Origin of the sequence: Rufibacter psychrotolerans, from assembly GCF_016924645.1 — a bacterium.
Classification (GTDB): Bacteria; Bacteroidota; Bacteroidia; order Cytophagales; family Hymenobacteraceae; genus Nibribacter; species Nibribacter psychrotolerans.
This window is the reverse complement of record NZ_JAFFJV010000006.1, coordinates 192,156-212,323: the sequence shown is the minus strand read 5'-3', so window position 1 is coordinate 212,323 and position 20,168 is coordinate 192,156. Positions and strand designations below refer to the sequence as shown.

Here is a 20,168-nt window from a genome sequence, read left to right as displayed (position 1 = left end):
GAGGCCCTCAGCAAAAAAATTTGTTCAGCAAGTAAAGGAAAAGCGTACGTGGCCTGTCTTCTGGTAGGGCCTGCCGGTTACCTGCGTCAGAGATGAACCACGTGCCCCAGAGTAGCTGCAACCTTTCTAAAAGGTTTTGGCTCTCTTTATTGCATGCCACCTAACCCATGCCTCCCATGAAACTACTGTACGCCTTTGTCTTGTCTTTCTTGCTCCTCCTGCCGGGCAGCCTGCTGGCGCAGGCGGTCTGGAGTCCCTCCCAGCCCATCAGCCCCACGTTCGCCAATACCACCAGCCTGGCGGTGAGTCCGGTTACCCACCAGGTGTTTGTGGGCTCCACCGACAGCGGCATCATGAAAACCGAGAATATAGGCAGAACCTGGCAGCAGGTGTTGCCCCATGCCGTCTATTCCATGCACGCCAAACCAGACGGCACCCTCTATGCCGGCGGCACGGGAGTAGTGTACCGCTCCACGGACCACGGCCTCACCTGGACCACGCACTCCCTCAGCAGCCAATGGCCCGTAAGGAAAATCATCCACAACAGCGAAGACCGCCTGTACGCCGCCACCGGCGAAGCCCTGGGCGATGAGAACAACCAGGAGTACTATGTAGGCGACGGCATTTTCACCTCTACAGACAACGGGCAGACCTGGACCCAGGACAATGAAGGGCTCTTGGGCACCCTGAGCATCTGGAGCATCGCCATAGATAAGAACGACAAAGTTTACATTGGCACCCATGACGGAAACGACCGGAACGACATAGCCATTGGCTTGTTTTCGCGGCAAAAGCAGCAAACCGCCTGGCAGCCGGTGCCTGTCTCGTTCAGGAACATTCAGAACCTGAACATGGCCAGCCTGTTCTCCGTTGCCCTGGATGCCGACGACAGTCTTTACATTGGGTTCCAGGGCAGCAATAAATTACCGGGCCAGACCAACGGTACGGCCGTGGGCGGCACCCTCAAGTCGGCGGATGGGGGGCAAACCTGGCGACCGCTGTATCTTACCGGAAACACCCACTGGAATTATTGGGACCAACCCGTGGCGCACAGCCTGTACGTGAGCCAGCAGGGTATCTTGTTTGCCAGCAATGCTCCCAGCAGAGGCATTTTAGTCTCTTATGACAAAGGCCAGACCTGGGCCAGGGACATGACTAACATTGCCAGGGCACCTTATTTCTCTATGCTGCAGCATTTCCAATTCGCGGAAACCGCGTACCACCATGTGTACGTACTGCAGCCCTTTGACAATTTCATGTACTCCAAAATGTATCTCTTGGGCTCTGAACCCACGCAACCTGGCAACCAGCTTTCCCTGGAACTGTTCCCTAACCCGTTTGGGGCAACGCTGAACGTGCGCTTTACCCTGCCGGCTGCCGCAGAAGCCACGCTCACGGTCCATGACGCCAAAGGAGCCGTGGTGTACAGCCAGCCCTTACAGGGCAAAGCCGGGGTAAACCACTGGCAATGGACACCTGGCCAGCACGCCCATGGCCTGTATTCTGTGAAGATTGACACGCAGGCTTACCGCGTCACGAAGAAGGTAGTCTTGGCACGATAGACCTCTTGGCTTAGGGCAGAAACCAAGAATCCTGTTTTAAGGCCAGATTTCAGGAATTGGCCTTAAAACAGGATTCAATTTTTAGAAGCAATGGCTCCTTAGTCGCGCTTGTTCTTGAGCAGTTTACGGAGTTCGGCCAGTTCATCACGGTACTTGGCGGCTTGCAGGAAGTCCAGCTCTTTGGCGGCGGCTTCCATCTGCTTCTCGGTTTTCTTGATGACTTTCTCCAGCTCGTCCTTCTTCATGTACTGCACCACCGGATCGGCGGCCACCGACATGATGCTTTCATCCGGGCCCGCATACGCCTTGGGTTCGCGCTTGTTAGAGTCGGCCACGGAAGTCTGTTCCATGATGGCTTCTTTGGACTTGTACACCGTGCGCGGGGTAATGCCGTGCTCCAGGTTGTACTCCATCTGCACCGCGCGGCGACGGTTGGTCTCATCAATGGCGCGTTGCATGGAGCCCGTAATTCTATCGGCGTACATGAGCACCTTACCGTTCTCGTTACGGGCCGCCCGGCCGATGGTCTGAATCAACGAACGCTGGTCACGCAGGAAGCCTTCTTTGTCGGTATCCAGAATGGCCACCAAACTTACCTCCGGCAAGTCCAAGCCTTCGCGGAGCAAGTTCACGCCAATGAGCACGTCAATCTCGCCTAAACGAAGCTCGCGCAGAATCTCCACCCGCTCCAACGATTTCACCTCTGAGTGGATGTACTTCACCTTGATGTTGAGGCGCTCCATGTATTTGGTGAGTTCCTCGGCCATACGTTTGGTCAAGGTAGTCACCAGGACCCGGTCTCCGGCCTTGATGCGGTTGTCCACTTCGTCCAGCAGGTCATCAATCTGGTTCTGGCTGGGCCGCACCTCAATCTCTGGGTCCAGCAAGCCGGTTGGCCGGATGATCTGCTCCACAATCACGCCTTCTGACTTCTGGATCTCGTAATCGCCCGGCGTGGCGCTCACAAAGATGACCTGGCGCATGATGCTCTCAAACTCATTGAAGGTGAGCGGGCGGTTGTCCATGGCAGCGGGCAACCGGAAACCGTATTCTACCAGCGCGGTTTTGCGCGAGCGGTCACCGCCCCACATGGCGCGCACCTGCGGCAAGGTGGCGTGGCTCTCGTCAATCACCATCAGGAAGTCCTCGGGGAAATAGTCCAACAAACAGAACGGACGAGCACCGGGCTCACGGCGGTCAAAGTAGCGGGAATAGTTCTCAATACCCGAGCAATAGCCCAGTTCCCGGATCATCTCCAGGTCAAACTCGGTACGCTCCTTAATGCGTTTGGCTTCGTTGTCACGGCCTTCTTTGAGGAAGTATTCGTGCTGGGCCACCATGTCAAACTGGATCTCGTTGATGGCCTGGTTGAGGGTGTCCTTGCCCGTCACGAAGAGGTTGGCCGGATAAAGCGTGATGCCTTCCTCATCGGCTATTTTCTTGCCGCTTTGCGGATCAATGCGCTGAATGGACTCAATCTCGTCGCCCCAGAAATAGATGCGGTAGGCAAAATCGGCGTAAGCCGGGAAAATATCCACGGTATCGCCCTTCACCCGGAAGGTTCCACGTGTGAACTCCACCTCGGTGCGGCTGTACAGGATGGACACGAACTGGTACAACAAGTTGTTGCGGCTCACTTTCATGCCCGGCGCCAGCGGAATCACGTTCTTCCCGAACTCCTCTGGGTTCCCTATACCGTAGATACAGCTCACCGAGGCCACCACAATCACATCGCGCCGGCCAGACAATAAGGCCGAGGTGGCGTGCAGGCGCAGCTTCTCAATTTCTTCGTTAATGGCCAGGTCTTTCTCAATGAACACGTCTGAGGAAGCAATGTAGGCCTCGGGCTGGTAGTAGTCGTAGTAAGAGATGAAGTACTCTACCGCGTTGTTGGGGAAAAACTGCTTGAACTCACCATAGAGCTGTGCGGCCAGCGTTTTGTTGTGGCAGAGCACCAGCGTGGGTTTCTGCACCTCCTGCACCACGTTGGCGATGGTGAAGGTTTTACCGGTACCGGTGGCCCCTAACAGCACCTGGGCCGGCTCTCCGTTCAGCACCCCTTCAGTGAGTTGGGCAATGGCCCGGGGCTGGTCGCCGGTGGGTTTGAATTCTGATGTGAGTTGAAATTTCATGTAATACAGCTTACAGTCAAAGGTAACGTATTATAACATCAGTGCAGGCGATAGAGTTTAGCACTTGGCTAAATTAGATAGCGTTTTTGGGCAGTTTGGGCCAAATTAAACGAAAAACGCCACTTTAAGAAAAGCGGCGTTTCACCTGATGGTCTGCTTAGGACTGAGCTACTGGCAATTGGTTTCGCTCACGCTCAGTACCTTGATGTGCGGATAGATCACGGGAATGAACCCCGGGCAGTCCGGGGCATCTTCGGCCGGAATGGATCTCATGGTGATGTAGAGCTTTTTGCCGCGCACCTGGTACACATGGTGCAGGTCAAAGGTGTTCACGTACACGGTGTCATTCTGGGGCTTACTGCCTACCAGCTGGGCCGCCGACACGTCTAAAATGCCCAACACGGTACCGCACCCCTGGTCAATGACCACGGCTGGGTAGCAATCACTCACTACCTCGTCTTCTTTACACCCACCCAAGGCAAGTGTACTGGCCAGCATGATACAAGCTACTCTTCCTTTTTGCATGGCTGTTACGCTACTTTTGACTTACGGTACTCAAGTTAGGCAAATTCTGGGTTACGGCAGCGCTACGGCGTTTTGCTTTGTTTTTTTCTCGGCTACGGCCTTCTGCATTTGTTTTTTCATGGCCGTAATCATGTTGTCTTCCTTCTCGCTTACCACACCTTTAATTTCCTCCTTAAGCCACAGGGCAGTAGTACCCATGTAAAGAGGCACTGAAAATAAAAGCGCCCAGGTTCTTACTACTTTGGGGAGAGTGTAAGTCTTATTCATGATAAAAATACTTGGTAATATACTTCCTGAACAAGGAAGACCCGTAACAGTGGATCTACCCCTATCCAGCTTATTAAAAAAATTATGTAATAGCTTATTTAGTAAGGCGCCACCTGCCCCCTATGTTCACCCCAAGTTGGTAAGGATTCACCTGCTGGTGGTGGTCCCGTACCAGGGGCGTGAGGGAGTAGATAAATTCCGGCGCCACTAAAATACTCATTTTTCTGTTTACATCGTAACCAATGCCCAGCGAGGTGGCGGTAGCCCACTGCAGGGATCGGTAGGGAGAGTCCTGGTCGTTGAGTCCAAAGCGCACGGCTTCCACCTGGTTGGTCTGGGGAATGATGCTGCTCTGCACCAACACATTCATGTTCACCCCACCCGAAATAAGGGCGTAGGCTTTGTTGAGGTTAATCCTGTAGGCCAGCCTCACCGGAAGCCCCACCTGCTGGTATTTGTACCGGGTGGTGTAACGCTCCGTAGGCGCTACGTACAGCAACCGCGCGGCCGCTTCGGGCTGTAACGCATTTGACATCAAGGGAGTACCTTTATTGCTGGCACTGCCGCTGTACAGGTTACCGGGCATGCTGGCCAGCGTGGCCCCGCCGCCGTACACCAGGTACGAATGCGTGGTGGTGGCTTCCTGCTGGGTGTACATAAGCCCGCTCTCTACCTGCCATTTCTCATTGATCCTGTAGCTGGCTCCCACCGTGGTAGAGTAGGAATACACCGGCTTGTAACTGTTGTTGTACTCTTCCACCGCCTGTTGGTACTGCTGAACACTCTGCGGTTGGGCCAGGGAAACATTTGCCCCCACGGGCGAAGAGTTAGCCAGTTTTACCGGCGCATAGGCGTACTGCGGACTATAAGCCATGGTCACGCTCCAGCGGTTCAACTTCCCGGCCTCTTTCTCCGGCGTTGGGGTACCAGTTACCTCCTGGGTTAACGCCAAGGCAGCCCCCTCTGCTTCTTTCTGCACCAGGATGCTTCTCACCGGCGCCGTTGCTCCTGAGTCACTCCTGCCCAGTGCCCCTCCCGCCAGGGCAGGTACCGGTTGGTTCAGGAGAGATTGCCTGCCCCGCTGCTGAAAGGTAGTTCCATTGTCCTCGGGGGTAGAACGCTCACCCCGGTTACCTTCCTGTGTAGGCTCCGGCCGGTTGCCCTCTTCCAGTGCCAGGCTACTGGGGTTGGAGCTTGGCACCCTCCTTTTCTCCCTTCCAGCTGGACTTGTAAAAGAAAGCCGCTCCTGCTCCCTGGCTGCTGGCTTGAAAGACTCCCTGTTTTGGGACTCTTTTACCGAAAACTCCCCTGAAACAGCAGCCAGTTGTTTAGGCGTTGGCTGGGCTTTCGGCTCCTGGGCGGCTACCGGTGTCGTTACTTCTTTCTCCCCTCCCGCGGGCGGCAAACCAGAGCCGGTCTGGGAGTTCTGCAGGGCGAGGTTGCCGCCCGTTACTACACCATCCGAGCTCTGTTGCCAGAGGACAATGCCCGCCGACACCAACAGCAGCAGGAAAGCCGCCGCCATGGAGCGGTACCAAACGGCCTGTTTCTTGTACCGGTGCAGCTCTAACTCCCGGTCCACGTTCTCCCAGATGCGGGAAGGCGGGGGAGCCTCGTTGCCAGCAAAGCCATTCCGGAAAATGTCTTCCACAGACTGGCCTTTTTTATCTTCAGCCGGTGACTTTTTCATGGTATTGCTGATTTATCCGCAGCAGCGCCTGCCGTAGGCTGGCGCGGGCGCGGGAATATTGTGACTTTGACGTACTCTCTGTAATGTCCAGCATCTCGCCTATCTCTTTGTGCGAGAATCCCTCAATGGCGTACAGGTTGAACACCGCCTGGTACCTGGGCGGCAGCTCGCGCACCAACTGCAGCAGCTCCTCGTACCCCAACTGGCTGTCAACGCTGTCCTTCTCTGAGGCCTCGTCCCACTCCTCTTCGTGCTCGGTGACCATCAGGTGGCGGTTGCTGCGCTGGTGCTTGAGGGCGGTGTTGATGACAATGCGCTTGATCCAGAACTCCAGCGGACAGTCTCCCTTAAAGCCTTTCAGGTACAGGAAGACTTTCACAAACGCATCCTGCAGCATGTCCTCGGCCTCAAAATCGGTACGGGCGTAGCGTTTACTCACGGCCAGCATCTTACCCGCGTACGTTTGGTACAGCAAGTGCTGGGCGTCCCGCTTGCCGGCAATGGCCCGCTTAATGAGGTCTTCCTCAGTAGGATCTTTTGACTTGAAGATTTTCAAGGGAGGGTCATTCTAATGATCTTCTACAGCTAAGAGTACCGCCACCCACCAAAGGTTGCATGCCCCACCGGCAGAAACTTATTTTTTATTTCTGCCCGCGTTGCGCTCAGGAAAGATACAGCAAGTGCAGGCCTTAGTCCAGCAAAGGAACAGAAGATTCAAGGTTTGTTTCAGGCCTTCTTTTTAGAAAAGAGCCCTAAAACAGGAAAGGAGCGAAGAAACCAGATTAGCTGTTCCAGATGTTCCAGGCCACCTCGGCCTGACGGCACAGCATCTCGTACCCGTTGATGGTCTTTGCGCCCTGCTCCTGGCCCCGTTTCATGAAGAGGGTTTCGGCGGGGTTGTAGACCAGGTCATACAGGTAGTGCTGCGAGGTAATGAGCTGGTACGGAAGGGCCGGCGCCGCATCCACGTGGGGATACGTGCCTACCGGCGAAGCATTGATGATGAGCGAAACCGCCGCCAGCACCTTTGGGGTAAGCTCCTGGTACGTGATCACGCCGGGCTTTTTCTCCCGCGAGACGATCTGGTAGGAAATCTGCAAGTCCTCCAGGGCGGCTATTACGGCCTTGGCGGCCCCTCCGGTTCCCAGGACCAAGGCCTTGGAAGCCGGGGTGCACGGGTAAAAGCCCTGCAACGACTGCATGAATCCCTGGTAATCTGAGTTGTGGCCAACCAAGCGGCCGTGCTCAAACTTCACCACGTTCACCGCCCCAATGCGGGCTGCCGCGGGAGCCAGTTCATCCAGGTACGGGATAATGGTTTCTTTATACGGAATGGTGACATTGAGCCCCCTCAGGCGAGGATGGGCCTCTACCAGGGCGGGAAACTCCGCAATGGTGTCTAACTCAAACAAGCGGTACACGCTGTCTGTAATACCCTCTGAGCGGAACTTGTCTGTAAAGTATTTCTGAGAAAAGGAGTGGCTAAGCCTGTAACCAACCAACCCGTATTCCTTGTCCATATAGCCGCGCGGATGTTGGTTGCTTCCCTAGTGTTTGGGGCTTAACCGCTGCTTCACAATCTCAATGATGGGCGGTAGAATGGAGATCAGGATGATCCCGAAGATCACGAAGGAAAAGTTCTTCTTCACTGCCGGAATGTTGCCGAACACAAAACCCGCCACCGTGAACCCTACTACCCAAATTAATCCGCCAATGATGTTGTAGGAGATAAACTTGCTGTACTTCATGGTGCCTACTCCGGCCACGAAAGGGGCAAACGTACGGATGATGGGAATAAAGCGGGCAAAGATGATGGTTTTACCACCGTGTTTCTCATAAAAGGCCTGGGTCTTTAGCAGGTATTCCCGCTTCAGGAAGCGGTAGTCCCGTTTAAACACCTTGGGCCCAAAGTAATCCCCTATGGTATAGTTCAAGGTATCGCCCAGGAAGGCGGCTATGAACAGGAGCACCAGCAAGACCCAAATGTTCAGCACCCCAGTAGCGGCAAACGCGCCTGCGGCAAAAAGCAGGGAGTCGCCGGGCAGGAAAGGCATTACCACCACTCCCGTCTCCACAAAGATAATCAGGAAGAGGATGGCGTAAGTCCAGGTACCGTAGTCAGAGATGATCTGGCTTAGGTGCTGGTCCAGGTGCAGGAAAAGGTCAATGAACTGGCGGAGCAACTCCATAATGGGTATGATTAAAAGGGGCTAAATTAATTTGTCCAACATTTCCTTATCCAGGAAATGCGTGAAGGTGTCTCCTCTGAGGCCCAACCGGATGGTCTCCAGCGGCACAATCTCATTAGGAGCAATGTTCCCCAGGTTCACGTTGGCACCCAGTAGTTTGATGAAGAAAACCTGCTGCGCTTTTTGGGGCGCTTCCCAGATAATCTTCTCAAACGGAATCTTGGTCAGGATTTCCTCCACCAGACCGCTTCTCACCTCACCGGTAGACCGGAAAAGCCCCACGTTGCCCGCTTCCCTTGACTCACCAATTACTTTCCAGGCCCCGGCATCCAGCTCGGCCTGCATCAGGCTGATCCATTTGTAGGGCGGAATGATTTTCTCGGCGTCTTTGGAACCTACTTCAGAAAGGACGGTTGCCTGCTCAGACAAGGTGCGGATGTACTGGCACTTCAGGTTGTGGTCCATTTCAATAGACCCGTCTGAGATTTCGGCGAACTCCAGTTTGTACTTGTCCAGCAAGCGGCGGTAGTCTTCAAACTGCCCGCGCACCACAAACGCCTCAAACAAGGTACCTCCAAAATAGACCGGAATGCCTGCCGTTTTGTAGATTTCCAGCTTCTTGTCTAGATGGGGCGTCACAAAGGAAGTAGCCCAGCCCAGCTTTACAATGTCTACGTACTCTCCGGCCACCTCAACAAAGTTCTCAGTTTCTCTTAAACTCAGGCCTTTGTCCATGGCCATGGTAAAACCGCTCTCTCTTGGTTTAGAAGTGCGCTGGGGGAGGTGGGAAAGTTCGTAATTCATGTACGCTGTTTATTTGCGATACTGGTCAATCAGGCGGGAAAGTGCCCGCTGTGACTCCAGCTCAGGAAAGAAATCAAAGAGAAGCCTATGCTTATCGAAGTCCAAAATTAAAGCATTTTCCAAATAATTGTATGCTTGCTTATACTTTCCTGCCGCTAAACAGTATGCGCACAGCCTGTAGTGCAGCTCCGCTTCGTCTGGCTGAAGCTCTAAGGCATTCATCAACAAATCAATAGCTCCGTCATAATTTCCCTGCTCGTAGAGGATGATGGACCAGTTGAGCCAGATATCCTTGTTCTCTGGGGTAAGGGTACTGGCCTGCTCATACGCCTCCACGCTGGAGATGATATTGCCCATCTGGTATTCCGCAGCCGCCAGGGCCAGCCAATAGTCGGCATTCTCACCGTAGAAGGAAATGGCTTTGCGGTAGTAGTGCACCGCCTCCATCCATTTGCCCTGCAGGTCAAGGATCACGCCAATGCCAAACCAGGCCTCGTCCATCTCCGGCGAAAGGTCAATGGCTTTTCGGTAGTACTTGTGCGCCAGATCCCACTGCGAGAGCTTTTCATAGCATTCGCCAATGTTACACAGGATGTCTGCGTTAGGATCTGTGTGTTCCAAAGCCGCCTGGAAAGACTCTATGGCCTTGCTGAACTCGCCCAGGTACACGTAGTTGTTGGCGAGGTTCACATAGGCGGGGGCCAGGTCCTGCTGGATGAGGGTGGCGTATTCATAGGCGTTCACCGCCTTCTCGTAGTTCCCCAACCGGCTATGGGCCAAGCCCAGGTTAAACCACGCCATGGCGGAGTACGGATCAGCGTCCACGTACTCCTGGAAGAAAGAAATCACCTCTTCGCCCTCCCCGGTAAGTTCAAGGCAATAAAGCAGTTCCTGCAAGGCCAGTTCATTTTCCATGTTCAGGCTCAGGCTCTTCTTGTAGTACTTCATAGCAGCCTTGAACTTTCCCCAACTCTGGTAAGAAAGCCCAATGTTGAAGTAGATATCATCTTTCACCTCAGACCGTTCCACTGCTTGCTTAAAGCAGTCAATGGCCAACGCAAAATCACCTTTCTGGTTGAAGATGATGCCTTTTGTAAGGGGAATGTCCTCGTTGCCCGGTTCTATCTGCGCTACCTCCTCCACCAGGTGGAGGGCCTCATCATAGGCCCCCAGCATGGCTAACACCTGGGCTTTGTCAATCAACAACTCGGTTGAGAAAGGGTACTGCGCAATGCCGGCATCGCAGGCCTTTAGGGCCTGGCTGTAATTAAAGCTATTGGCATAATAATCTATGATACTCTCAAAGTCTGAGAGATCGAAGAAAACAGCTCCATTTGACTCCAGCATGACCTCAAACCTTTTTACCAGGTCCAGTTCGTCGCTGCTGAAATCGTCGTAATTATTATCGTTCATCTACAAGTAAATCACTTTCAAGACCAAAATCAGGCCTTACACACTCAACCACACTTTTACTATCAGGAGCGTTCCTTTTGCAGTAACTGGCTACAACTCCACTGCAGGGTATCTTCCAACGGCCGGAACGTAATGCCGGTTGCCGCCTTCACTTTTTCATTGCTGTAAAAATGTTCTTCCTTGGCAATGCGGGCGGTTTCCTTGGTGATCAGGGGCCTGGTTCCCGTTAGTTTCCCGCGCAGGCTTTCCAGGCGCCAAAGTACTTCGGTCAGCCAGGACGGTATTTTGATGGAGGGAGCCTTCTTACCCACCATTTCTGCCACCTGCCGAAAGAACTGCTGATACGTAGTCTGGTGGCCGTTAAGGATAAAACGTTCACCCCAGTGGTTTCCGTTCATTAACCGGACCATTGCTTCTACCACATCCCGCACATCCACGAAGTTAGCAAACCCATGCGTATAGAATGGGCGCTCCTCATAAATATACTTAAAAAGCTGCGTACTGCTCCGGTCCAAGTCACCCGGTCCTAAAATAATGGAGGGATTTACGATTACCGCTTTCAATCCTTCAGAAATACCCCGCCACACCTCCATCTCAGCGAAATGCTTTGAAAAAGCATAGGCAGACCTGGCTGCTGCGGGATCCCACTTGGCCTCCTCCCGAATCACCTTGGCTCCCTTCTTCCTGTTGATGGCAGCGATGGAACTTACATGGCACAGGCGTACCCCTGGATGCTCCAGGCAAGCGTCTACTATGTTAGTGGTTCCTCCCACGTTGATCTGCTGCAGCAAATCTTCATCTTGCGGCGCATAGGACACAAACCCGGCGCAATGGTACACCTCCTCTACTTTCTGCACCAAGGATCGTAAAAAAAGGGGATCAAGGATGTCACCCTCTACCCAGCGCAGGTTTTTGTGCTGTAACGCAGAAGTGGTTTTGCGGTAAATGGCCGTTACCAGGCAGCCCTCCTCCAGAAGGCGCAACAACAGAAAGTGGCCCAGGAGACCACTACCACCAGTTACCAGTACGTGTTTCAAGGGAAGAAAAGGTTGGGCTAAAGGGTGTGATTCAAAAGAGGCAGCTTCAGCGCTTCCTGAAACAAAGGTTCTTGTACCACCCGCTCAAGTACTTTAATATGCTTCATGGAGTGTGTATCTGTGCCTAAGAACTCTACTGCTTTTTGTTGGATGAGCTTTCTGGCTACTTCTTTGGCTTGCTTAGAGTAATATCCAGCCAAAGAGTTGGTGTTTATCTGGAAGAGCACCCCTGTTTCTCTTAAAGCCAATAACGCCTCACTGCGTCCGTAGAAATAGGTATACCGTTCCGGATGCGCCAGAACGGGCGTGTACCCAGCCGCCTGAACTGCGAAAATAGTCTGCCGCAGCTGAGTTGGCTCATTCATGTAAGAGGTCTCTAGGAGCAGAAACCTTCGTTCTCCGCCAAAGCTTAGCAGTTCCTCCCCTTTTTCTACCTTAGCAACAAACCACTCATCCAGATAATACTCCGCTGCACAAGCCAATTGCACCTCAATGCCACGGGTTGTTACTTCTTGCTGGAGTTCCTGTAATTTTGCCCTTATCGCTTCAGGGGTATTCTTGTAGAAATCTCCCATGATATGGGGAGTCATGCACAGTTTCCTAAAACCCAACTGATGGAGTGCCTCAAGAAGTTGCATTGCATCCTCAAGGGTGGCAGCCCCATCGTCTAAGCCTGGCAAGAGGTGCGAGTGCATGTCTGCTCCCAAATCTGCGAAAGAGCGAAAGGAAGCCTCGTTTTTACCCCAAAGCTTTTTGAGACTACCCCACATAAGTGCTACTTGAAGAGGGATTTGATTTTACTTCCAAACGTTGGAACCTCCTCTTCATCGTAATAGCCTTGTCCGTAGCCGTACCCGTATCCATACCCGTAGCCGTAGCCATACCCGTACATGTTCATGCTGCTGACATCATTTAAGATGGCGGCCATTCTTGGAACATGGTTCGTACGCATAATCTTGTCCAGTCCTTTCAAGAAGGCTTTCTTAGAATAATTGGCCCGAACAATGTACAGCGGAACATCTGCTTTGCGCATGATCAAGACACCATCGGTCACTAACCCTACCGGTGGACTATCTATCAAAATAACATCAAACGTCTGGTGTAGTTCTTCCAAAACTTCGTCAAAGCGGCTACCCATGATCAATTCTGAAGGATTGGGAGGCGTTGGGCCTGCTGAGACAAAACTTAAATCTGAAATGGAGGTTTCCTGCAAGCATTCGGTAATGGAGTGCTTCTCAATAAGAACCGTACTCATCCCCTTGCTGTTGTCGCCATCCAAGGCAATGTGCACCTTGGGTTTGCGCATGTCTAAATCAAGGATAACTACTTTCAAGCCAGACATAGCGATAATACCCCCAAGGTTTACAGCCACAAACGTCTTTCCTTCCCCGCTTATGGTAGAGGTGATAGAAATGACACGCTTCTTCTTAGAGGCACTCATAAACTCTAGGTTCGTCCTGATGGAGCGGATAGACTCACTCAGGGCAGATTTAGGATTATGATTCACTACCAATTTAGAAAACGGCATCTTCTGCTTATCATACGAAGGAATCACCCCTAGCACAGGAATGGAAGTATTACGTTCTAACTCCCCCACGTTGGTAACCGTATCATGCATCAAATACCTGGTAGCAATCAGACCAACACCCAGGAACAATCCGCCGGCTATTCCAATGGCATACACCATTAATGCATTGGGAGAGATTGGATCAGATTCGCTAGGCAAACTTGCAGGGGACAAGATCTGAAAGTCAGGAGTTGTACCCGCCATGGCAATCCCGTATTCTACCCTTTTATTCAAAATCTGGGTAAAAAACCCTTCATAAAGGCCGAAGATGCGCTCCAACCTGGCTCGCTCCGTCTCCTGCGCGGGTGCCTGTAGGATTTTACCCGTAAGTTCACCTTGGGTTCTATCTAGGTTGGCAATTTGGGTTTGAACCAGGCTCCGGCTCCCGTTTATGAGCCCATTTAGCTTATTTTGAGCGAAAACGATTCTCTCCTGTAGAGCATTGTCTGCCACAGTATTGCCCCGGGTGGTCAGTCTCGTAGTTCGTAGTCGCGCTTGCAGGTCGTTTAGTTCGGTTAACTGCTCAGCCAACTGCGGATCATTCATTTCCTGTCCTTGTAGACCGGAGACTACAAGACTTAGATCTTCATTATTCTGTACCTTTCTGTGGATGGTATTCAGGAGTGATAATTGAAACCTAAGTTCTAGCTTCTCCTTTTCCAATTCCTGCACCTGCGCAAGGGCCTCCTGCAAGCTTGATTTGATGTCATAAGACTTATTCTGCCTTACAAAGCGCTCAATTTCTACTTCAGCTTTCCGAAGACTGTCTTCGGTTTCCTTTAGCTGCTCGGTCAAGAAATTAAGGGTTTGCCTACTTGCCTGGTTGCTGCGTTCCAATTTATGCTGCAAGTAAACCGCATCAATGTTATTGACAATATCGTGCGCTTTGTACCTGTTGAAGTCCTTAAAGGAGATTTGAATAGTCTTAGACTCGGGGTTTAGAATGGCAGTGGTTAGGTTGGCGTTGATGTAGCTCTTCAAGTACCGGTCACTATTGACAACAAAATAATACGCTACCCCAACGTTGTCACTGGTAAATTCTGGAGTAGTGGTAATGGTGAATTTGTTCCCGGAAAGGTTTACTGGAGTACCGACCATCCCTTCCGTAGGACTGCCGTTCTCACCTACATAGATATCAAACCGACTTGGCGAATTGAACCGCACGTAGATCTTTTGATCATACAGCTCAAACGCTGAAGTATCATAAGCAATAGCGAAAGGACTGCTCTTGTAAAGCTCAGCATCCAATACCCGAGCCTCTACATAGTAACTAACCTGTAGCGGCATTCTGTCTTTGAGCCGTTCAAAGACAATGTCAGATTTAATCAGGTCTACCTCACCCTGAAGTTTCCCAATGCCTGATTCAACCTTTAAGCCATTATTCTCAAGCCCAAGCACGCCCGCCTCAGACTGCTCATCAAGCTTAATGGTGGAGGAGGATTCATAGACCTTCTTTGTGTACCTGAGATAAAGGTAAGCGCCGGTCCCTCCTACCAATAGCAGCAGTATGACCCAGAGGATACTACGACGAACAACATGTAAAAGCGTAACAAAATCAATACTTGTACCGCCATCTTCCTCTTCCTCGTCGCTACTACCCAAACGATGATCTAGTTCATCCAGATCATTGGCTGTTTTTACACTCATGAATTTATCTCGTACTAATTGACTAAATTTCTAACTACTATATAGGAAGTCAACACATTGGTAACGGCCCCTAGTACAGTAAGTACATCCCTCAGCGACTCATTGAAAACCCTTCTAACGGGCTCTACATACACCACATCATTTGGCTGTATCTTAAGGTTGGCTTTCTGCAACCCGGCAATAGTAGTCAGATCAACCACTTGCACGATTGGTTTATCTGAAGCGATGTCTCTAATCAGCCTAATATTTTGGGCCTTACCATTGTCCGGCACCCCTCCTGCCAAGGCCAATACCTCAATAAGGTTAACATTTTCATGGGCTAATGGGATGACACTTCCTCCCGTGGCACCCAGAACAACAACCCTTCTGCTAACTACTTGAGAATAAACATAGGTGTCTCTATAATAAGTTTCAAACTTGCTTTGAAACACGCTGTCTGCCTGGGCAATGGTATATCCTTGCACCTGCACAAACCCGATCATAGGCACCTTTACTTCCCCATTGGGCAAGACGGTATATTGAGGCGGCTCCTGATTTCTTGTGTTCTGTTGATTCAGCACACCGCCCCTGTTCCCGCTACCGCTCTGGCTCAGTTCTAACCGGAGAAAGTTATTGGGATCCACCAGAATTTCGCCTTTGTTGGTGTAGATCCGAATATCCAGTATGTCATTAGGTTGGATTCGGTAATTACGTCCGGCTTCTGCCATGGAAGCGCGCAGGAGTTCCGTATTCACATCGCCCTCCGTGCGGAACAGGATATTCTGCCGGTAGACATTGCAGGAACTTAAGCATATCAACAAAGCACAAAAGGAGATTTGGAGCAGGTGCTTCAATTTGTTAGCGTGAAACATAGTAATATTTATTCAACGAAGCAGGTACTGTTACCTCCTCTAGAAATTTTACACTTAAAGCCAATTACAAAGTAAGCCAAAAGTAACGGGTACGCCAAATTGTTCAACTTGCTTGCTTTCATCCTTTATATAAAGAGGAAAAAGTTAAGTCCTTTCGGCCTTAATCAATCAACCTATTTAACTAACATACGTTAGCTTGGCTGACTTATTTTCTGTACCTTTAAACTGAAACATAGAAAAGCCTCAATCCAGTACCTCGCACTATGCAACTAAGCTACAATGAGAATCAGCAGATGATCGCGGAGATGGTCCGTGATTTCGGAGCAAAGCATATCAAACCAGATATGATGAAATGGGATGAGTCACAGGAGTTCCCCGTTCAGGTTTTCAAACAACTGGGCGAACTAGGCTTAATGGGCGTATTGGTTCCCCAGGAGTACGGCGGATCTGGGTTCGGTTACTTGGAGTATGTCACCGCCATTGCTGAACTGGCAAAGATTGACGGTTCCATTGGCCTGTCCATGGCAGCCCACAATTCATTATGCACCGGCCATATCTTACAGTTTGGGAATGAAGAACAGAAACGCAGATGGCTGCCCAAGCTTGCGACCGCCGAGTGGATTGGAGCCTGGGGCTTGACGGAGCCTAATACCGGCTCTGACGCCGGCAACATGCGGACCGTGGCCGTCAGGGACGGAGACCATTGGGTCCTGAATGGGGCCAAAAACTTTATCACCCATGGCAAGTCCGGCAACATAGCCGTGGTGATTGCCCGTACTGGCGAAGTGGGAGACTCGCACGGCATGACCGCTTTTGTGATTGAGAAACCCACCGAAGGCTTTTCTGCCGGACGCAAAGAGGACAAACTGGGAATGCGGGCCTCTGAAACAACCGAGCTTATCTTCCAGGATTGCCGCGTGCCGCATGAAAACGTGTTGGGAGAAGTTGGCGAAGGATTTATCCAGGCCATGAAAGTTTTAGATGGGGGCAGAATCTCCATTGCCGCGCTGAGCTTAGGAATAGCCCAGGGAGCCTACGAGGCGGCCCTTGCCTACTCCAAGGAGCGCCACCAGTTCAACAAGCCAATTTCCCAATTCCAGGGGATTGCCTTCAAGCTGGCCGACATGGCCACTGAGATTGAGGCAGCAGCATTGTTGACCTACAGAGCCGCCGCCATGAAAGACATTGGGGAAAACGTGAACAAAGAGTCTGCCATGGCCAAGCTGTATGCCTCAGAAGTGAGTGTGCGGGTGGCGAATGAAGGGGTGCAAATATTTGGCGGCTATGGCTATACCAAAGATTATCCGGCCGAGAAGTACTACCGTGATGCCAAGCTCTGCACTATTGGCGAAGGCACCTCAGAAATCCAGAAACTCGTTATCTCCAGAGTCGTATTAAAATAATTGGGAATAAGGTATTGACAGTCAAAATAATTGTAGATATCTTTGCACTCCTTAAAACAATTGACTTTAAAATCAATCTATTATATGATCATCATCAACGTAAAGGATAACGAGTCTGTAGACAAAGCCTTAAAAAGATTCAAGAAGAAATTTGAGAGAACCGGTGTGTTGAAGCAATTGCGTGCCAGAACTTTCTTCCAGAAGCCTTCTGTCACCAAGAGAAAGCAGAAAGAAAGAGCTATCTACAAGCAACAATTGTTTGCCAACGATAACTACTAGTCTCCATCCATAGAATTTACGTGGTAATTCCATAAATTAGTGGTTACCCGCTTTGCGGCGGTAATTACTGATTTATGGAATTATTTTTTAAGTACCTCCAGTACGAGAAGCGCTTCAGCCCGCACACTATCCTCTCGTACCAGACTGATCTGCAACAATTTCAGGAGTACCTGCAGGAGGTGTACCATTTAGAAGACCTCAAGGAAGCAGACCATGCCATTATTCGGTCATGGGTGGTTACCTTGGTGCAGAAAGACCTGGATACCCGCACCATCCACAGGAAAATTGCGTCTCTGCGCTCTTATTTTAGGTTCCTGGTCCAGCGCGGGCTACTGGAAACCAACCCCACCGTTCGCATCAAAGCCCCTAAACTTGCCAAAAAGCTGCCCGCCTTTATCCCCGAGGAGGCGTTTACCCAGCTGTTGGACCAAAGCGAATTTTCTGACGATTTAAAGGGCCAGCGCGAAAAACTGATCCTTGAGTTGCTGTATGGCACCGGTATGCGGCTAGCCGAACTCACCAACCTTAAGCTAGAGGATATCAACCTGTCCAGCAAGACCTTAAAGGTATTAGGAAAAGGCAACAAGGAACGCATCCTTCCCCTGAATACTACTCTGGTGAGCGCCTTGTCTGATTATCTGCAAAGGCGTACCTCCATTCTATCCAATAACAATTCTTCTTTTCTCTTCGTTACGGAAAAAGGGGCTCCCCTCTACCCAAAGTATGTATACCGGGTGGTGAAGAAGTACATGAGTTCTGTCTCTACGGCCATGAAGAACAGTCCGCACGTGCTCCGTCATTCCTTTGCCACCCATCTACTGAACCGAGGGGCAGATCTGGGAGCCATAAAGGAACTGTTGGGCCACTCCAGTTTGGCGGCCACGCAGGTCTATACCCATAATTCCATTGAGAAGCTCAAAGCCGTTTTTGAGAAAGCTCACCCAAAAGCTTAGTTCGTACCACCTTAAAGAAGTAAACTATGAAACTGCAAATCCGATCTGTACACTTCACCGCCGACCAAAGCCTGTTAGACTTCCTTCAGAAGAAAGTTGACAAGCTAGACACCTTCTTTGACCGTATTGTAAGTGGCGAAGCAGTACTGCGTGTAAAGAATGAGTCACATGAAAACAAGCTGGTGGAGCTGAAACTCTTTGTTCCGGGGGCTACGCTCTTCTGCAGTGAGGAGGCCGGCACCTTTGAAACCGCCACCGACAAGGCGATTGAGGATATGAAAAAGCAGCTGATCAGGTATAAAGACAAACTGGCCACGCACTAAGCCGTTGCCCTTGCCCATACAAAAAAGAGCCCCGTTTTGGGGCTCTTTCTGTTAGAACAGGGCTAAAACGCACTTATAGCGCAAAAGCCGCCTTAATTTTATCTACGTAGTCTAATTTCTCCCACGTGAAGGTCTCAAACTCCCGTACCTCGGTTTTACCGTTTACCTGGTACTCTACTTGCTTCACGCCAGACGCACGGCCCATGTGACCATAAGCGGCAGTCTCAGAGAAGATAGGGTTCTGCAGGCCAAAGCGCTGTACAATGTCATAAGGGCGCATCTCAAACAGCTCGTTCACTTTTTCGGCAATCTCTCCATCGGTCATCACCTGGCCATTGGTGCCTTTCACTTTGGTGGTACCGTAAGTGGTCACGTACAAGCCCACCGGCTCGGCCACCCCAATGGCGTAAGCCACCTGCACCAACGCCTGGTCTGCCACGCCGGCCGCCACCAGGTTTTTGGCGATATGCCGGGCCGCATAGGCCGCAGAACGGTCTACTTTGGAGGAATCTTTCCCCGAGAAAGCACCACCGCCGTGGGCTCCTTTGCCCCCGTAAGTGTCTACAATGATCTTACGGCCAGTCAGACCGGTGTCGCCGTGCGGCCCCCCGATCACGAATTTACCGGTTGGGTTGATGTGGTAGGTAATGTCATCGGCGAACAGGTCTGCGGTACGCTGCGGCAGTTTGCTTTTCACGCGCGGCAACAGAATGTTCAGCACATCCTCCTTGATTTTGGCTACCATCTTCTCCTCAGCCTGCTTAGAGGCCGCCCGGTCGTTGGCGTCTGAGGCTTCAAACTCATCGTGCTGGGTGGAGATCACAATGGTGTCAATCTTCTCCGGCACGTGGTGGTCTGAGTAACGGATGGTCACCTGAGACTTGGCGTCTGGGCGCAGGTAGGTCATCTCCTTGCCTTCCTTGCGGATGGCGGCCAGCTCTTTCAGGAGCAGGTGCGAAATCTCCAGCGCCAACGGCATGTAGCTGTCGGTCTCGTTGGTGGCGTAGCCGAACATCATGCCCTGGTCGCCGGCGCCCTGGTCTTCTGGGTTTTCGCGCTCTACCCCCTGGTTGATATCACCGGACTGCTCATGGATGGTGGAGATTACACCGCAGGCCTCGGCATCAAACTTATACTCTGACTTGGTGTACCCAATACGACGGATCACGTCACGGGCTACCTTCTGCACGTCTACATAGGCGTCTGATTTCACTTCGCCACTTAGCACCACCAAGCCGGTGGTCACCAAGGTTTCGCACGCCACCTTAGACTGAGGATCCTGCTTGAGAAACTCATCTAACAGCGCGTCAGAGATTTGATCGGCTACTTTATCCGGATGTCCCTCCGATACCGACTCAGATGTAAAAAGATAAGGCATTACCTGAATTTTTATGACAACGATAAGGCGGCCCAGCTCTTGGACCGCAAGAGACAAAATTACGCTAATTGCCGGAGTTGCAAAAAATTGAGGGGCAATTGCCCTGCATTCCGCCAGTTTTTAGCCCCAGCCAGGTACATGCTCTTCT

19 protein-coding genes are annotated in these 20,168 nt (G+C 51.4%); 5 read left to right on the top strand and 14 right to left on the bottom strand.

The window, feature by feature from the left end; genetic code table 11:
* Positions 1-176: 176 nt before the first annotated feature.
* Positions 177-1,562, top strand: a complete 1,386-nt coding sequence (locus JT718_RS07655; RefSeq protein ID WP_205501642.1) for a DUF6242 domain-containing protein — start codon at positions 177-179, stop codon at positions 1,560-1,562.
* 98 nt (positions 1,563-1,660) lie between these two features.
* Here JT718_RS07655 and uvrB read toward each other — a convergent pair whose 3' ends face one another.
* The 13 genes from uvrB to JT718_RS07590 all read right to left on the bottom strand — a co-directional run bounded on the left by uvrB (position 1,661) and on the right by JT718_RS07590 (position 15,666).
* Positions 1,661-3,694 (bottom strand): excinuclease ABC subunit UvrB, encoded by a 2,034-nt coding sequence (uvrB, locus tag JT718_RS07650; protein ID WP_205501641.1) that lies wholly within the window; start codon positions 3,692-3,694, stop codon positions 1,661-1,663.
* A gap of 168 nt (positions 3,695-3,862) precedes the next feature.
* A complete protein-coding gene (locus JT718_RS07645; protein WP_205501640.1) occupies positions 3,863-4,219 on the bottom strand; it encodes a hypothetical protein in 357 nt (118 codons plus the stop codon).
* 51 nt (positions 4,220-4,270) lie between these two features.
* Positions 4,271-4,486 (bottom strand): hypothetical protein, encoded by a 216-nt coding sequence (locus JT718_RS07640; protein WP_205501639.1) that lies wholly within the window; start codon positions 4,484-4,486, stop codon positions 4,271-4,273.
* 94 nt (positions 4,487-4,580) lie between these two features.
* On the bottom strand, positions 4,581-6,176 hold the full coding sequence (locus tag JT718_RS07635) for an outer membrane beta-barrel protein (RefSeq protein WP_205501638.1): 1,596 nt from the start codon (positions 6,174-6,176) through the stop codon (positions 4,581-4,583).
* Complete coding sequence (locus JT718_RS07630) at positions 6,157-6,732, bottom strand: RNA polymerase sigma factor (protein WP_240336989.1); 576 nt, start codon at positions 6,730-6,732, stop codon at positions 6,157-6,159. The genes JT718_RS07635 and JT718_RS07630 overlap by 20 nt, the downstream gene beginning before the upstream one ends.
* 226 nt (positions 6,733-6,958) lie before the next feature.
* The gene (locus tag JT718_RS07625) at positions 6,959-7,696 is read right to left on the bottom strand and encodes a shikimate dehydrogenase family protein (protein WP_205501637.1); all 738 of its coding nucleotides are present in this window, start codon (positions 7,694-7,696) and stop codon (positions 6,959-6,961) included.
* Positions 7,697-7,723: 27 nt separating this feature from the next.
* Positions 7,724-8,365, bottom strand: a complete 642-nt coding sequence (locus JT718_RS07620) for a DedA family protein (RefSeq protein WP_205501636.1) — start codon at positions 8,363-8,365, stop codon at positions 7,724-7,726.
* A gap of 21 nt (positions 8,366-8,386) precedes the next feature.
* Complete coding sequence (locus tag JT718_RS07615; RefSeq protein WP_205501635.1) at positions 8,387-9,169, bottom strand: phosphosulfolactate synthase; 783 nt, start codon at positions 9,167-9,169, stop codon at positions 8,387-8,389.
* A gap of 9 nt (positions 9,170-9,178) precedes the next feature.
* A complete protein-coding gene (locus JT718_RS07610) occupies positions 9,179-10,582 on the bottom strand; it encodes a tetratricopeptide repeat protein (protein ID WP_205501634.1) in 1,404 nt (467 codons plus the stop codon).
* Between the two features lie 62 nt (positions 10,583-10,644).
* Positions 10,645-11,619 (bottom strand): NAD-dependent epimerase/dehydratase family protein, encoded by a 975-nt coding sequence (locus JT718_RS07605; RefSeq protein ID WP_205501633.1) that lies wholly within the window; start codon positions 11,617-11,619, stop codon positions 10,645-10,647.
* Positions 11,620-11,636: 17 nt separating this feature from the next.
* Positions 11,637-12,389 (bottom strand): tyrosine-protein phosphatase, encoded by a 753-nt coding sequence (locus JT718_RS07600; RefSeq protein ID WP_205501632.1) that lies wholly within the window; start codon positions 12,387-12,389, stop codon positions 11,637-11,639.
* 5 nt (positions 12,390-12,394) lie between these two features.
* Positions 12,395-14,833: a GumC family protein gene (locus JT718_RS07595; protein WP_205501631.1), complete on the bottom strand. Its 2,439-nt coding sequence runs from the start codon at positions 14,831-14,833 to the stop codon at positions 12,395-12,397.
* A 14-nt stretch (positions 14,834-14,847) separates the two neighbouring features.
* Complete coding sequence (locus tag JT718_RS07590; RefSeq protein ID WP_205501630.1) at positions 14,848-15,666, bottom strand: polysaccharide biosynthesis/export family protein; 819 nt, start codon at positions 15,664-15,666, stop codon at positions 14,848-14,850.
* A gap of 281 nt (positions 15,667-15,947) precedes the next feature.
* Here JT718_RS07590 and JT718_RS07585 point away from each other — a divergent pair, with 281 nt between their 5' ends.
* The 4 genes from JT718_RS07585 to hpf all read left to right on the top strand — a co-directional run bounded on the left by JT718_RS07585 (position 15,948) and on the right by hpf (position 18,642).
* The gene (locus JT718_RS07585; RefSeq protein WP_205501629.1) at positions 15,948-17,087 is read left to right on the top strand and encodes an acyl-CoA dehydrogenase; all 1,140 of its coding nucleotides are present in this window, start codon (positions 15,948-15,950) and stop codon (positions 17,085-17,087) included.
* Between the two features lie 84 nt (positions 17,088-17,171).
* The gene (gene rpsU / locus JT718_RS07580) at positions 17,172-17,366 is read left to right on the top strand and encodes a 30S ribosomal protein S21 (RefSeq protein WP_123131349.1); all 195 of its coding nucleotides are present in this window, start codon (positions 17,172-17,174) and stop codon (positions 17,364-17,366) included.
* A gap of 74 nt (positions 17,367-17,440) precedes the next feature.
* On the top strand, positions 17,441-18,319 hold the full coding sequence (locus tag JT718_RS07575; protein WP_205501628.1) for a tyrosine-type recombinase/integrase: 879 nt from the start codon (positions 17,441-17,443) through the stop codon (positions 18,317-18,319).
* Positions 18,320-18,345: 26 nt separating this feature from the next.
* Positions 18,346-18,642, top strand: coding sequence for a ribosome hibernation-promoting factor, HPF/YfiA family (gene hpf, locus JT718_RS07570; RefSeq protein ID WP_205501627.1), 297 nt, complete (start codon positions 18,346-18,348; stop codon positions 18,640-18,642).
* A 73-nt stretch (positions 18,643-18,715) separates the two neighbouring features.
* On the opposite strand, the gene metK is transcribed toward hpf, so the two are convergent.
* On the bottom strand, positions 18,716-20,020 hold the full coding sequence (metK, locus tag JT718_RS07565) for a methionine adenosyltransferase (RefSeq protein WP_205501626.1): 1,305 nt from the start codon (positions 20,018-20,020) through the stop codon (positions 18,716-18,718).
* Between the last annotated feature and the right edge of the window lie 148 nt (positions 20,021-20,168).